The following is a 15,673-nucleotide window of genomic DNA, read 5'->3' on the forward strand; positions in this document are numbered from 1 at the left end:
CGCTAGCTATCCAGGTGCGAAATCAGCAGGCGCCGTTCGCGCGCCTCGGCGTCGTTCGCATTGTGCTCATCCACCGAAATACCCACCGACACAATGTCGATCAGCAGCAGCTGCAATATCCGCGAAATCATCGACAGGAAGGTCGAGCTGTCTTCGGCATGTTCCACCGCCAGTACCACGCCGGCCTTGCGCGCCATGGCCGAGTGGCCATTGCCGATCGCGATGATGTCAGCGCCGGCGGCGCGCGCCGCATCCATCGCCGCCAGCAGTTCCGGCGCAGTGCCGGAATTGGATACGGCAATCACCACGTCGCCGGGCCGCAGCAATTCGGCCGCCATCTTGAGCAGGTGGCCGTCGCCGTACACGGTGGTCGGAATGCGGAAACGGAAGAACTTGTGCTGGCCATCCAGCGCCACCACGCTGGCGTCGCCCATCGCGTAGAACTCGACGCGGTTGGCGCGGCTTACCAGTTCGATGGCGCGGTCGACCGCGCGCACGTCGAGCTGGTCGCGGAATTTCAAAATGGCGGAAACAGTATTGTCGATCACCTTGGCCGACAGGTCGTGCGTGCTGTCGCTGCCGCGCACCTGGCTGTGGCGCACCGGGATCGCGCCCGTCAGGCTGCTCGCGAACTTGAGCTTGAACTCCGCCAGGCCCGAGAAGCCGAGCGAGCGGCAGAAGCGGATCACGGTCGGCTGGCTCACTTCGGCCGTGCGCGCGATGTCGGCGATCGGCTCGTTCAGCACGAGGCGCGGCTGTTCCAGCACCAGCGCCGCCACGCGCTGTTCGGCCGGGGTCAGGGTTGCGCGCATCTGGCGCACGCGCTCCATCAGCGTGTTGGCGCCGGTGCGGCCGCGCAGGTGCTCGGCCAGGATCGAAGCCACGCCATGGAAGGCAGGGTTGGGTGTGGTGATGACGAAGGTCGGGATGTCCGACAGGTAGGTGGAGAAGCGGCCCTTGGCTTCGAAGCGCGCGCGGAACGGCGAGCGCGCGAACCACTCGCCCATGCGCGGCACGATGCCGCCGCCGATGAAGATGCCGCCGAAGGCGCCCAGCGTCACCCCCAGGTTGGCGGCGGCGCCGCCCAGCATGCCACAGAAGCACTCCAGCACCTCCAGGCACAGCGGGTCATTCTGCTCCAGCGCGCCGCTGATGATGTCGGCGGCGCTGCGCGGCGGGGCGGACACGCCGTTGCGCCGCGCGAGCGCTTCGTAAATCAGCTCCATGCCCGGTCCGGAGATGATGCGTTCGTTCGACACGTGGCGCCACTCGCGCCAGGCATATTGCAGGATCGCGAACTCGCGTTCGTCGGCGGGCGCGAAGTTCACGTGGCCGCCTTCGCTGCCCAGCGTGACGAAACCGTCCTCGGTCGGGATCACGGCCGACACGCCGAGGCCGGTGCCGGGACCGAGCAGGCCCACCACCGCGTTCTGCGCGGGCAACCCGCCGCCTACCTGCATCAGGTCCGATGGAGCCAAAGACGGAATCGCCATCGCCAGCGCCGTGAAGTCATTCACGATCAGGAGCGTGGCCAGCCCCAGCTCGCGGCGCACCGCGTCGGTGGAGAACTCCCAGGCGCGGTTGGTCATGCGCACCTGGTCGCCGCTGACGGGATAGGCAATCGCCAGCGCCGCGTGCTGCAACTTGATCTCCGCGTGGTCGGCGAGGTAAAAACGCAGCAGCTCGACGATGCCGTCGAACTCCGCGCATTTGAGCACGGCGACGTGGCGGAACGTGCGCGGCGCGACCTGCAGCGCCAGGCGCGCGTGCGTGGCCCCGATGTCCGCGACCAGGCGCGGGCCATCGGCGAACGCCTGCTGTTCAGCCGCCTCCGCCGCGCGCGCCATCAGCGGGCCTTGCCGAACCAGGCGCCGTACGGCGGCAGCGTCACGCGGCCAGCACCGGCGGACCCCGGCAGGCCATGACCGGCCAGGTCATCCGCTTGCGCGGCCTCGGGCCAGTCGAAGCTCACTTCCTTGTCGCCGAAGTTGAAAGCGGCCAGCACCGGTTTCTCGCCATCGAGGTCGCGGCGCAGCGCCAGCACTGGTTCCGGCGCGTCGAAGAACGCGATCTCGCCGCGCGTTAGCTGCGGCTGCTGGCGGCGCCAGGCGATGAAGCGGCGCGCGAAATTCAGCGCCGAATCCGGATCCTGGTCCTGCACCGCCGCGGCCTTGGGCAGGTGCGACTTGTCGACCGGGAGCCACGGCGTGCCGGTGGTGAAGCCGGCGTCGGGCGCCTCGCTGGTCCACGGCATCGGCGTGCGGCAGCCATCGCGGCCCTTGAACTCGGGCCAGAAGGTGATGCCGTACGGGTCCTGCAGCAGTTCGTAAGGCACGTCCGCTTCGGTCAGCGCCAGCTCGTCGCCCTGGTACAGGCAGGGCGTGCCCTTCAGCGAGGACTGCATCGCCAGGATCATCTTCGCGAACGAAGCCGGCGGATTGGCGCCGCCCCAGCGCGTCATCACGCGGATGCTGTCGTGGTTACCGACCGACCAGGAGGCCCAGCCGCCCTTCACGCGCGCCTCGAAATCCTCGACCTGCTTGCGGATGTAGGCGGCCGAGAACTCGGGCGTGAGCAGGTTGAAGCTGTAGGCCATGTGCAGCTTGTCGCCGCCCGAGGTGTAGTCGGCCATCACGGCCAGCGAATCGTCAGCGCCCACTTCGCCGATCGCGATCGCGCCGAATTCGTTGAGCAGCGCGCGAATGCGGCGCAGGTAGCCGATGTTCTCGGGCTGGGTCTTGTCGTACACGTGGCTCTGCATGCCGTACGGGTTGACGTCGGTGACGGTCGCGGTATCGCGCTTGGTGGCCGGCGGGTTGCTGCGCAGCTGGCGGTCGTGGAAGTGGAAGTTACACGCGTCCATGCGCACGCCGTCGACGCCGCGCTCCAGCCAGAAACGCATGCTGTCCAACATGGCCTGCTGGACTTCCGGGTTATGGAAGTTGAGGTCCGGCTGGCTGGTGAGGAAGTTGTGCAGGTAGTACTGGCGGCGCCGGCTATCCCACTGCCACGACGAGCCGCCGAACACGGACAGCCAGTTGTTGGGCGGATTCCCGTCCGGGAGCGGGTCGGCCCACACATACCAGTCGGCCTTGGGATTGTCGCGGCTCTTGCGGCTCTCCACGAACCACGGATGCGCTTCGGCCGTGTGCGATTGCACCTGGTCGATCATGATCTTCAGGCCCAGGCCATGCGCCTTCGCGACCAGCTTGTCGAAGTCGGCCAGGGCGCCGAACAATGGGTCGACGTCGCAGTAATCCGAGATGTCGTAGCCGAAGTCCTTCATCGGTGATTTGAAGAACGGCGACAGCCACACGATGTCCACACCCAGGCTCGCGATGTAGTCGAGCTTCTCGGTGATGCCGGGCAGGTCGCCGACGCCGTCACCGTTGGTGTCGAGATAGCTGCGGGGATAAACCTGGTAGATGATGGCTTCGCGCCACCATGGAGTCTGGGTGCTCTGCATGGGATTGTCCGGCTGTTACTGAATTGTAGAGAATATACAGCAGCAGAATCCGTTTTACAAATATCCGCAGAGAACGTGGATTTCGCAATTTACCATTTATATTCAGGCACTTAGTGTTATTTTTATGCTTGCACTGGCCGCCGCGCGGTAGTCAAACTACATAAATTTTTCGCGTTCATGGCAATTTTCTGTTGCCAAGATACTCAGGCTGGGCATAGCATCCCAAGCCATGAACCACGCCCGCCTCGCCACCCTGCTCGCCCTCGCCTGCGCCTGCGCCTGCGACTTCGTCCACGCCGAGATCGCCATCAGCGCCTGCGCGGTTCCCAACCAGTCGATGCGCGAGTACCGCGCGCTGCCGCCTGCGCTGGACGCGCGCGCCGTGTGGCTCGATCGTGGCCACATCAAGTGGCCCGGCGCCGATCCAAAGGCAAGCTACAAGCTGTACTACTCGGCAAGCGGCATCGTCTGGCCGTCCGTCGGCGGCTATATTCCTTACGCGAGTTCGATAGCGCTGGAGGCGTTCACCGGCAGCCTCCGCGCCGATGTCGCTCAGCGCTTCAAGTACGTCGGCGACGGGCCGGTGCTGTCGCTGCGGGCCGACGATCTCGCGCGCGTGCCCGAGGTGCTGCGCGGCCAGGCGGTGCTGGTCGAGGAAGACAGCGACGGCAGGGTGCGCGCGGCGACACGGCTGCAGGCAGCGGGCGCGCTGGACGACATCTACGCCGCCGCCGGCAGCATGACAGGCCTGGGCGTCACGCCGACCCGTAGCGCGACGCGGTTCGAGGTGTGGGCGCCGACCGCGCAACAGGCAGCCGTCTGCGTGTACGACGGCGCGGAAGGCAGTGCGTCGTCCATCGCCCAGATGAAGTTCGATCCGGTCACCGGCGCCTGGAGCGCGAGCCTGCCGGGCGACCTGTCGGGCCGCTACTATCGCTACGCCGTCGATGTCGTCGTCGATGGCATGGGCGTGGTCACCAACCTGGTCACCGATCCCTACTCGGTAAGCCTGAACACCGATTCGAAGCGCAGCTACATCGCGGACCTGGCCTCGCCCGCACTGAAGCCGAAAGGCTGGGACAGTACGCCCAGCCCTGCAAGCGTCAAGGCGCAGACCGACATGACGGTCTACGAACTTCATGTGCGCGACTTCTCGATCAACGACCCGACCGTGAGCGCTGCGCACCGGGGCAGGTACATGGCCTTCACCGAGACGCAATCGAACGGCATGCGCCACCTCGAAGCGCTGGCGAGGGCCGGGCTCACCGACGTGCACCTGCTGCCCGTGTACGACTTCGGCAGCGTGCCCGAAAGCGCTTGCGCGGCGCCATCCCCATCCGGCGAGCCGGACGGCGAAACGCAGCAGGCGCTGGTGCGCAGGACCGCCGAAACCGACTGCTTCAACTGGGGCTATGACCCGGTCCACTACAACGCGCCCGAGGGCAGCTACGCGACCGATCCATCGGATGGCGCGCGCCGCATCATCGAGTTCCGCCAGATGGTCCAGAGCCTGCACCGCGCCGGGCTGCGCGTTGGCATGGACGTCGTCTTCAACCACACCTTCGCCGCGGGCGAGAAAGCGAAGTCGGTCCTCGATCGCATCGTGCCCGGCTACTACCACCGGCTCGATGCCACGGGCAAGGTCGAACAGTCGACCTGCTGCGACAACACGGCCACCGAAAACCTCATGATGGGCAAGCTCATGATCGATTCGGTGACGCAGTGGGCAACGCAATACAAGATCGATTCCTTCCGCTTCGACCTGATGGGCCACCAGCCGCGCGCCGTGATGGAACTGCTGAAGAAGCGCGTCGATACGGCGGCCAAGCGTGCGATCCCGCTGATCGGCGAGGGCTGGAATTTCGGCGAAGTCGCCAACGGCGCGCGCTTTGTGCAGGCGTCGCAGCTGTCGCTGAACGGCAGCGGCATCGGCACTTTCAACGACCGCGAGCGCGATGCGGTGCGCGGCGGATCGGCGGGAGACTCCGGCATCGACATGTTCCGGCGCCAGGGTTACGTCAACGGCTTGTACTACGATCCGAACGCGCAGGCGTCGGGCACCAAGGTCGACCTGATGCGCAGCGCCGACATGGTGCGTGCGGGACTTGCCGGCTCGGTGCGCAGCTATCGCCTGATGACGGCGGATGACCGCATCGTTCCCTTGGCCGGCATCGATTACGGCGGCCAGCCTGCAGGCTATGCGAGCGAATCCGGAGAGACGGTGAACTACGTCGAGAACCACGACAACCAGACCCTGTTCGACATCGACGTGCTCAAGCTGCCCATCGCCACCAGCAGCGACGACCGCGCGCGGGTGCAGGTGCTGGCGATGGCGATCGATGCGTTCAGCCAGGGCGTCGCCTACTTCCATGCGGGGATCGATATCCTGCGCTCGAAGTCGCTCGACCGGAACAGCTTCAATTCCGGCGACTGGTTCAATCGCATCGACTGGAGCTATCGGGATAACTACTTTGGCAGCGGGCTGCCGCCGGCGGATGACAATGGCAAGGACTGGCCTTTGTTAAAGCCGCTGCTGGGCAATGCGGCGATCAAGCCCTCGCCTTCAGACATCGCGTTTGCGCGGGATGGGTTTCGGGATTTGCTGCGGATTCGCGCCAGCTCGACCTTGTTCAGGATGCGGACAGCCGCGGATATCTCGCGGCGGCTGAGGTTCTTCAATACCGGATCGGCACAAGAGCCGACGGTGATTGCGGCGCATCTGGATGGGCGTGGTTATGCGGGGGCGCGGTTTGCGGGGATCACTTACCTGATCAACGTGGACAAGGTGGCGCATACCGTCGCCGACCCGCAGGCGCGCGGGAAGCGGATGCGGGTGCATCCGGGGCATACTGCGGATAAGCGGGCAATGGGGGCGAAGTTTGACAGCGCGAGCGGGGCGTTCACGGTGCCGGCGAGGACGGCGGTGGTGTTTGTCGAGGGCTGAGGGGTGCCGCGCGGCTGTTCACGCGGTCTATGGGTCCCGGCCTTCGCCGGGACGACGGTCTTGAGTTAACCACTTAATTTAAACAACGTCGTCCCGGCGAAGGCCGGGACCCATAGACACGCTGAGCTGTCGAACCGCCTCAGATATCGAGGTGCGAAATCAGCATCCGCTTGCGCTCCGCCTCCGGCCCCAGCGCCGCTTCACCATGCGCGCCCAGCGAAATCCCCACCGCCATGATATCGATGAGCAGCAGCTGCAGAATCCGCGAGATCATCGACAGGAAAGTCGTGCTGTCTTCGCTGTGATCCACCGCCAGGCAAACCGTCGCCTTCTTCGCCAGCGACGATTTGCTGCTCGTGATCGCGATCACCTCGGCTCCGGCCGCGCGCGCCTTGTCCACCGCCGCAAGCAGTTCCGGGAGCTGGCCAGAGGTCGAAATCGCAATCACCACATCGCCCGGCCCCAACAGCTCTGCCGCCAGCGTGAACAGGTGCGAATCGCCATACGACGACGCCGGGATCCGGAAACGGAAGAACTTGTGCTGTCCATCCAGCGCCACCACGCGCGAATTGCCCATCGCATAGAACTCGACCCGCTTGGCGCGGCGCAGGACTTCGATCGCGCGATCGATCGAGTTCACGTCCATCTGGTCGCGGAACCGGAGGATCGCCGACACGGTGTTATCGATCACCTTGGCCGACAGGTCGTGCGTGCTGTCGGTCATGCGCACCTGGCTGTGGCGCACCGGAATCGTGCCGGTCAGGCTGCCCGCGAACTTGAGCTTGAAATCGGCCAGGCCGGAGAAACCGAGCGAACGGCAGAAGCGGATCACGGTCGGCTGGCTGACGTCGGCCAGGCGCGCGATTTCAGCGATCGGCTCGGACAGCACCTTGCGCGGGTGCTCCAGCACCAGCGCCGCGACGCGCTGCTCTGCCGGCGACAGCTCGTTCTGCAGGTGCTGCACGCGCTCCATCAGCGTGCCCGCGCCGCTGCGCCCGCGCAGGTGTTCGGACAGGATGGTCCCTACGCCGTAGATCGTCGGGCTAGGCGTCATGATCACGAAAGTCGGGATCTGCGCCAGGTACTCGGTGAAGCGGCCCTTGGCTTCGAAACGCGCGCGGAACGGCGAGGTGGCAAACCAATCCGCGATGCGCGGCACGATGCCGCCGCCGATGAAGATGCCGCCGAATGCGCCGAGGGTCACCGCCAAGTTCGCGGCCGCGCCGCCCAGCATGCCGGCGAAGCACTCCAGCACTTCGAGGCACAACGGGTCCTTGTGCTCCAGCGCGGCGCTGACGATTTCCGCGGCGGTGCGCGGCGGCGCCGAGACGTCGTTGCGCTGCGCCAGCGCGCGGTGGATCAGTTCGAGGCCCGGACCGGAGATCAGGCGTTCGTTCGATACGTGCGGCCACTCGCGCCAGGCGTACTGCAGGATCGCGAATTCGCGCTCGTCAGCGGGAGCGAAGTTGACGTGGCCGCCTTCGCTGCCCAGCGTGATGTAACCGTCGACGGTCGGGATCACGCCCGACACGCCAAGGCCGGTGCCCGGGCCAAGCACGCCGGCCACCGCATTCGATTGCGCGACGCCGCCGCCGATCTGCATCAGGTCCTTCGGTCCGAAGCCGGGCAGCGCCATCGCCAGCGCGGTGAAGTCGTTGACGATCAGGAGCGTCTGCAGGCCCAGCGCGCGGCGCACTTCCTCGGTCGAGAACTGCCAGTCGCGATTGGTCATGCGGATCAGGTCACCGCTGATCGGGTTGGCAAGCGCGAACGCTGCGTGCTTGATCTGGCCGACCGGATGACGCGACAGGTAGGCGCGCAGCAGCGGGACGATGCCGGAGAAGTCGTCGCAGCGCAGAACCTCGGCCTCGCGCAGCGCGCCGGGCGCGGTCTCAAGCGCAAAGCGCGCGTGCGTTGCACCGATGTCGGCCAACAGGCGCGGGCCGTCGGCGTATGCGCCGCGTGTTTGCTTCGGTTCGTTATCCTGTTCAGTACTCATCGCACCCTCATGCGGCGCAACGGCGCCACGAATGGCGCGTAGGATACCATGCCAAAGTGACCAAAAGAGCGTCGGTCCCGCGAAAGCGGGAAGTCGTTTCCGGCAGTGCCGGAAACGACCGCAACTATTATTCCAAGGAGATTAGTGCCACCGGCACCGGCGCCGCGAACTGCACCTTCCCGTTCGCGACCACAGCGCTCTGGCCGGAGAAGCGCTCGTACACCGTCTGCCCGTCCATGAACACCGCGGCCACCGAAATCGGCAGCGCGCGGTCACGCGGCAGGTCGAGCGCGATCACCACGCGGTCGCGCACACCGTCCTTGTCATAAGTGCGCTTGAAGGTGTACGGACTGGCCGCGATCATCTGGTGCACACCTGCGCCGACCGCGATGTGGTCATGGCGGAAGCGGCCCAGCCGCGCCCAGTAGTCGTGCACGTCCCCGACGCGGTAGCCCTTGCGCGCCGTGTTGGCGGCCAGTTCGTCCCAGTTCATGAACGAGCGCAGGTTGGCGTCACCCTCGGCCCCGTCGACCTTGAGCACGCGCGCGGTCTCGCTGCCGTAGTAGATCTGCGCCTCGCCCGGCGCCAGCAGCAGCTTGTTGGCGGCCTCGAACGGCCGCTCTCGCAGCGCGTCGAACGGCGCGCCGTCGTCGTGCGAACTGAGATAATTGAGCACCGTCTTGCCCGCCAGCGGCCCGTTGAGCAGGTCCGAATAGGTCGAGAACAGCTTCTCGTAGCCCTGCTTTGCATCGCCCGGCATCGCGAAATTGATCATGCTGTCGAAGCCATTGTCGTAATAGTCGACCATCTCGCCGCCGGCATCGAACTTGCGGCCGCTTTCGACCGCGTAGCCATACACTTCGGACGTCATGAAGAATGGCTGGTTGCCGACGGCATTCCCGGGGTGGGCGCGCTTCCAGTCCTCGTACGCCAGGCTGGCCTGCTGCTTCAGCTCCTTCCATACTTTGGGCTCCGTATGCTTGACGGTGTCGGCGCGGAAGCCGTCGAAACCGTATTTGCGCACCCAGTCCGCGTGCCACTTGATCAGGTAGTAGCGCGGCGCGCGCGGATAGCCGGTGCGCTTGAAGAAGTCGTCGAGCTCCTTCACCTCGCGCTCATAGCGCCCCTCCTTCTTCCACTTGGCCACCAGCGCCGGCGGCAGCGCGACCTTGGCCTTGCTGTCGGTGCGGATGTCCGGCAGGTTTTCGACCAGCGTGCAGTCGCGCGTGGTCTTGACGTCCTTGTAGGTGCACTTCGGTCCGGTGCGCACCCAGCTGGCGGGCCACACCGGGTCCTGCGGCGTGACCGGGCCGGTGTGGTTCATCACGACGTCGAGCAGCACGCGCAGTCCCTTGGCGTGGGCCGCATCGACGAGATCATGCATATCCTGTTCGGTGCCGAGGTTGGCGTCGAGCGCCGTGAAATCGCGCGCCCAGTAGCCGTGGAAGCCATAGCTCCGGCCCGTGCCCTCGTCGGTGCTGCCGTGGATCTGCTCGACCGGCGGCGTGATCCAGATCGCGTCCACGCCCAGGTCGTTGAAGTAGCCTTCCCTGATCTTCGCCGTCACCCCGGCCAGGTCGCCGCCCATGAATCCGCGCAGCTTTGCGGCATCGTCCTTGCGCCCATAGGCGTGGTCGTTCGCGGTGTTGGCGTTGTTGAAGCGATCCGTCATCACGAGATAGACGGTCGCGTTCCGCCACGAGAACGGCGTGGCCGCCGTGGCGCTGCCGAAGGCGAGGATGAGCGAGGCGGCGAGAGCGAGTCGTTTCATTCAGGGTCCCTTATGGTTTTTCATGTGATGACGCTCGGGCCTTCCCTGCCCGTTCGCCGTTTAAGTCCGGATACCTGCTCCGCGATTGCGACCAGGGCCGCCAGCGCTTCCTGCGTATCGAGATCGAGGCGCGCCGGATTGGACTCGTAGCGCTCCAGGTAGAGCCGCACCGTCGCGCCCTCGGTCCCGGTGCCGGACAGGCGGAACACGATGCGCGAGCCGTCGTCCATGATGATGCGCACGCCCTGGTGCGAGGCGACCGACTGGTCGACCGGATCGGAATAGCTGAAGTCGTCCGCCAGCGCGACACGGTAGCCGTCGAACGCCTGGCGGGTGAAGGCCGGTAGCCTGCGGCGCAGCGCCATCATCACATCCTCCGCCGCCATGACTTCCACTGCCTCGTAATCGTGGCGCGAGTAGTAGTTGCGGCCGAAGCGCGCCCAGTGTTCGCGCACCAGTTCATTCACGCTCTTGCCGGTCGCGGCAAGGATGTTCAGCCAGAACAGCACCGCCCACACCCCGTCCTTTTCGCGGATATGGCTGGAGCCGGTGCCATAGCTCTCCTCGCCGCACAGCGTGGCCAGGCCCGCATCCATCAGGTTGCCGAAGTACTTCCAGCCGGTCGGCGTCTCGTAGCAGGCGATGCCGAGCGCCTCGGCCACGCGGTCGGCGGCGGTCGACGTGGGCATCGAACGCGCGATGCCGGCCAGGCCGTCGCGGTAGCCCGGCGCCACTGACGCGTTGGCGGCGATGATCGCCAGGCTGTCCGATGGTGTGACCGCAAGCTGGCGGCCGAGGATCATGTTGCGGTCGCCGTCGCCATCGGAGGCGGCGCCAAAGTCCGGCGCATCCGGCCCGGACATCAGCGCGATCAGTTCGGCCGCGTTGACGGGATTCGGGTCCGGATGGTGGCCGCCAAAGTCTTCCAGCGGTTCGCCGTTGATGACGGTGCCCGCCGGCGCACCGAGCATGCCCTCGATGATCGCCCTGGCGTATGGACCGGAAGCCGCGTGCATGCCGTCGAAACGCATGGTGAAACCGCGCGCGAACAGGCCGCGGATGGCGTCGAAGTCGAACAGCCGGGCCATCAGTCCGGCGTAGTCGGCCACCGGATCGATCACCTCCACTTCCATCTGCTCGACCCGCGCGGCGCCGATGCGGTCGATGTCCACCTCGGGCGCATCGCTGATGTGGTAGCTGTGCAGGGTCTGGGTATTGGCGTAGATCGCCTCGGTGATCTTCTCCGGCGCCGGGCCGCCGTTCTCGATATTGAACTTGATGCCGAAGTCGCCGTGCGGGCCGCCGGGATTATGGCTGGCCGAGAGCACGATGCCGCCGTTGGCGTGGCGCTTGCGAATCACGCAGCTCACGGCCGGCGTGGACAACAGGCCGCCACGTCCAACGAATACCTTGCGCACGCCGTGCGCGGCGGCCATGCGCAGGATGGTCTGGATGGCCGTTCGGTTGAAGAAGCGGCCGTCGCCGCCGAGCACCAGCGTCATGCCGGCGCAGTCGCCAAGGGTGGTGAAGATCGCTTCGACGAAGTTTTCGAGATAGCCCGGCGTCTGGAATTCGGTGACCTTCTTGCGCAGGCCCGAGGTGCCTGGCCGCTGGCCATTGAACGGGCGGGTCGCTACCGTCTGTATCGTCATGTGTCGCTCCGGTCGTGATGGTTTGCTGTCGAACCTTGACGATACGACAGGAGCGAAAACGGCGGCGCAGGGCTGGCTTAGCGGTCCGCCGCGCCGCGCCCGGATTTGTCGGTGACGAACAGCGTCAATGCCGCCGCCAGCGCCATGCTCGCGCCACCCAGCACCAGGATGCGGATCGAGTGGCCGTCGAACAGGTATTTGTTGGCGAAGCCGAGCAGCGTGCCGCTGCAGATCTGCGGGATCACGACGAAGAAGTTAAACAGGCCCATGTAGTAGCCCATGCGCTTGGCCGGCAGCGAACCGGCCAGGATCGCGTACGGCATCGACAGGATGCTGGCCCATGCCAGGCCGACGCCGATCATCGGCACCAGCAGCGCCTGTTTGGTGGTGATGAAGAACAGGCTGGCCAGGCTGGCGCCGCCGATCGCCAGGCACACCGCATGCACCGTCTTGCGGCTGGTGGCGCGCGCGAACACCGGCAGGATGAAGGCGCCTAGCGCCGACACGCCGCTGTAGACCGCGAACAAGACGCCGACCCAGTTGCCCGCGTCCTGGAACGCGGCCGAATGCGGATCGGTGGTGTGGTACACGTTTTCGGCGATGCCGTTGGTGGTGTAGATCCACATCGCGAACAGCGCGATCCACGTGAAGAACTGCACGAAGGCCAGCTGCACCATGGTGCGCGGCATGCGTGCGAAGCCGCCGAAGATTTCGCGCAGCGCGACGCCGAAGCTGCGCGCGTGCTTGCGCTGTGCGTCGAAGCTTTCGACATCTTCAGGCGGCAGCTCGTCCGCCGTCAGCACGGTCCAGCTCACCGCGAACAGGAATACCGCCGCGCCCACATAGAAAGAGTAGCGCACGCTGTCCGGGATCGAGCCGTTCACGGACGCGTTCGACACGTGCAGGTACTCCGTGAAGATCGTCGGCAGCATGGATGCGATCACCGCGCCGACGCCGATGAAGAAGGTCTGCATCGCGAAGCCGGCGGTATGCTGCGATTCGTCCAGCTTGTCGCCGACGAAGGCCCGGAACGGCTCCATCGACACGTTGATCGCCGCGTCCATCATCCACAGCACCGACACCGCCATCCACAGCGCGACCGAATTCGGCATCAGGAACAACGCCAGCGCGGCCAGCACCGCGCCGCCGAAGAAGAACGGGCGGCGGCGGCCCCAGCGCGGGTGCCAGGTATTGTCGGAGAGGTAGCCGATGACCGGCTGGACCAGCAGGCCAGTGACCGGCGCGGCCAGCCAGAACAGGGACAGGTTGTCCGGATTGGCGCCCAGCGTCGTGAAGATCCGGCTGGTGTTCGCATTCTGCAGCGCGAAGCCGAACTGGATGCCGAAGAAGCCGAAGCTCATATTCCACAGCTGCCAGAACGACAGGCGAGGCTTGAGCGCCTTGGTTTGCATTTCCATGAGTGTCCCCGATTGTTTGTAGCAAAATAACATGGCGCTTTCTAAGTGTCAATTGAGCGCTTTCCATAGTAGAATCGAGAAAACAACGGCGGCGGACTGTGAATTTGTAGTCAAACAACAGACTGCAGCATTAAAACGACAACACGACGGAGACACAATCATGCTGCCCATGCAAAGGCGCCTGAGCAACCCCTTCTACGCGATCCTGAGCCTGCCCGCGACGGCCATGGGCTTCGCGCTGTGCATCCAGATTTCGGCGCTGTCCTGGCTGCTCTCGACCAGATACCACCTGCACATCGACGAAATCGGCATCGTGTGGGCGGCCGGGCCGACTGCCGGCATCCTCGGGCAGATGATCATCGGCCTGATCTCGGACGGGACCTGGTTCTGGGGCGGGCGGCGCCGGCCCTTCATCCTGATCGGCGGCGCGCTGGCGGCGCTCTCCGTTTTCCTGCTGCCGCGGATCGATTCGGTGGCCAGCCTGCTCGGCACCAGCAACCTGCTCGTGGTGGCGGTGATGATCGCGCTTACGCTCGACATCTCGATCAACATCAGCTTCAACCCGACTCGTTCCCTGATCGCCGACGTCACGCCCGAAGGCGAGCCGCGCACGCGAGGCTACACCTGGATGCAGACCATCTCCGGCTTCTGGGGCGTGATGGCCTACCTGATCGGCGCCTTTATCGACAACTACGCGCTGATCTCGGTCGGCGTGGTGCTGGTGCTGGCGTTCTCGGTGCTGCCGATGTTCTTTGTCGAGGAGCCGCGCACGCTGGCGCCGGCCGAACGCGAAGCCGCCACCGCCACCGACTGGGGCCAGCTGTGGCGCATCTTCGTCGCGCACGCCTTCACCTGGCTGGGCGTGCAGTCGATGTTCGTGTACATCATCGCCTTCATCCAGCAGCACATCGTCGCCGGCGCCGTCGATGCGGCGGCCCGTTCGGGACAGGTGATCGCGATCTCCTTCGCGGTGATGAATGTGGTTGGCTTCGTGCTGCCCGCGCTGGTGCTGGCGCCGCTGGTGACCCGTTTCGGGCGCGTGCGCGTGCATGTGCTGTGCGTCGGCGTGATGGCCGCGGCCTACCTCGCGATCGCGCTGGCCGCGCGCACCCCGGCGATGCTGTACCTGCTGATGGCCTTTGTGGGCATCGGCTGGGCGGCGGTGGTGTCGCTGCCATTCGCCGTGATGAGCGAGAAGGTCGACAAGAGCCGCATGGGATTCTTCATGGGCCTGTTCAACCTGTCGGTAGTGCTGCCGCAGCTGGTCTCGACCAAGGTCGGCTTCGTGTTGGCCGGCGCCGCCGACAAGAGCATCCTGTTTTATATCTGCGCAGCCTGCCTCGCCGTTTCGGCGCTGTTGTGGTGCGCGGTCAGCGACAAGAAGTCCGCCTGCCCCAACGCCGCGCAGGCGCTTGCCACCCACTGATACGAGAGAAAAGATGAAGAAGATCCTCGCCATCCTCGGCCTCGCCGCCCTGTTCTGCTCCACTGCCGGCGCGGCCGATGCGCCGGCGCGCCAGTCGACCGCCGGTCCCGGCGTTTCGCTCCTGAAGACCAAGCTCGTGATTCCGGGACTCGACCGGCAGCGCCAGGTCCGCATCTACCTGCCGCCGGGGTACGAGACTTCGCGCAAGCGCTATCCGGTGCTGTACATGCACGATGCGCAGAACCTGTTCGACAATGCGACCTCGTTCGCGGGAGAGTGGAAGGTCGACGAGACGCTCGACCAGCTGGCGAGCGAGGGCAAGCTTGAATTGATCGTGGTCGGCATCGACAACAGCCCGGACAAGCGGATCAACGAGCTCAATCCCTGGGACAATCCGCGCTTCGGCGCGGGCGAGGGGCGGCAGTACATGGACTTCATCGTGAAAGTGGTGAAGCCGCTGGTCGATCATACTTACCGCACCCTGCCCGACCGCGCGCACACGGCGATCATGGGCAGCTCGATGGGCGGGCTGATCACGCACTTCGCGATCGTGCAGTATCCGCAGGTGTTCAGCAAAGCCGGGGTGTTTTCGCCGGCGTACTGGACGGCGCCGATGTCGTACGCCTACGTTGCGGCCAAGCCGCTGCCGAAGGATGCGCGGGTCTACATGCTGATGGGCGGGGATGAAGGCGACAGCATGGTGCCGGATGTGAAGGTGATGGCGCAGACGGTGCTGCGCACCGGGCTGCCGAAGGATCACTTCGTGCTCAAGATCGTGCCGGGGGAGCACCACAATGAGGGGTTCTGGAGCACGCAGTTCGGGGAGGCGGTGCAGTGGTTGTTTGCGCCGGAGGGGAAGAAAGTAGTCACCGCTGCGCGCTAATTCACCAACCTGAAAACGTCGTCCCGGCGCAGGCCGGGACCCATGCTGAGCTAGCAGAGCGACTGCCCTTAGCGATTCGACGACGCAAACGTTCTATGGGTCCCGGCCTTCGCC

The 15,673-nt window shown here is 65.6% G+C and carries 9 protein-coding genes; 3 read left to right on the forward strand and 6 right to left on the reverse strand.

Annotation, left to right across the window (positions count from 1 at the left end; all coding sequences use genetic code 11):
* Positions 1-2: 2 nt before the first annotated feature.
* Both NX778_RS09550 and NX778_RS09555 read right to left on the reverse strand, forming a co-directional pair.
* The gene (locus tag NX778_RS09550) at positions 3-1,847 is read right to left on the reverse strand and encodes a glucokinase (protein ID WP_258811492.1); all 1,845 of its coding nucleotides are present in this window, start codon (positions 1,845-1,847) and stop codon (positions 3-5) included.
* On the reverse strand, positions 1,847-3,466 hold the full coding sequence (locus tag NX778_RS09555; protein ID WP_258811493.1) for an alpha-glucosidase: 1,620 nt from the start codon (positions 3,464-3,466) through the stop codon (positions 1,847-1,849). The genes NX778_RS09550 and NX778_RS09555 overlap by 1 nt, the downstream gene beginning before the upstream one ends.
* Before the next feature lie 229 nt (positions 3,467-3,695).
* Here NX778_RS09555 and NX778_RS09560 point away from each other — a divergent pair, with 229 nt between their 5' ends.
* On the forward strand, positions 3,696-6,410 hold the full coding sequence (locus NX778_RS09560) for an alpha-1,6-glucosidase domain-containing protein (RefSeq protein WP_258811494.1): 2,715 nt from the start codon (positions 3,696-3,698) through the stop codon (positions 6,408-6,410).
* Positions 6,411-6,549: 139 nt separating this feature from the next.
* On the opposite strand, the gene NX778_RS09565 is transcribed toward NX778_RS09560, so the two are convergent.
* The 4 genes from NX778_RS09565 to NX778_RS09580 form a co-directional block, all read right to left on the reverse strand.
* A complete protein-coding gene (locus NX778_RS09565; RefSeq protein WP_258811495.1) occupies positions 6,550-8,409 on the reverse strand; it encodes a glucokinase in 1,860 nt (619 codons plus the stop codon).
* Positions 8,410-8,536: 127 nt separating this feature from the next.
* Positions 8,537-10,180 (reverse strand): alpha-amylase family glycosyl hydrolase, encoded by a 1,644-nt coding sequence (locus NX778_RS09570; protein WP_258811496.1) that lies wholly within the window; start codon positions 10,178-10,180, stop codon positions 8,537-8,539.
* 20 nt (positions 10,181-10,200) lie between these two features.
* On the reverse strand, positions 10,201-11,832 hold the full coding sequence (locus tag NX778_RS09575; RefSeq protein ID WP_258811497.1) for an alpha-D-glucose phosphate-specific phosphoglucomutase: 1,632 nt from the start codon (positions 11,830-11,832) through the stop codon (positions 10,201-10,203).
* A 77-nt stretch (positions 11,833-11,909) separates the two neighbouring features.
* Positions 11,910-13,250 (reverse strand): MFS transporter, encoded by a 1,341-nt coding sequence (locus NX778_RS09580; RefSeq protein WP_258811498.1) that lies wholly within the window; start codon positions 13,248-13,250, stop codon positions 11,910-11,912.
* Between the two features lie 160 nt (positions 13,251-13,410).
* On the opposite strand from NX778_RS09580, the gene NX778_RS09585 reads away from it, so the two are divergent.
* Both NX778_RS09585 and NX778_RS09590 read left to right on the forward strand, forming a co-directional pair.
* Positions 13,411-14,676 (forward strand): MFS transporter, encoded by a 1,266-nt coding sequence (locus NX778_RS09585; protein ID WP_258811499.1) that lies wholly within the window; start codon positions 13,411-13,413, stop codon positions 14,674-14,676.
* Positions 14,677-14,689: 13 nt separating this feature from the next.
* Positions 14,690-15,559 (forward strand): alpha/beta hydrolase, encoded by an 870-nt coding sequence (locus NX778_RS09590; protein ID WP_258811500.1) that lies wholly within the window; start codon positions 14,690-14,692, stop codon positions 15,557-15,559.
* Positions 15,560-15,673 lie beyond the last annotated feature (114 nt).

Source organism: Massilia terrae (assembly GCF_024753145.1).
GTDB classification, from domain to species: Bacteria; Pseudomonadota; Gammaproteobacteria; order Burkholderiales; family Burkholderiaceae_D; genus Telluria; species Telluria terrae.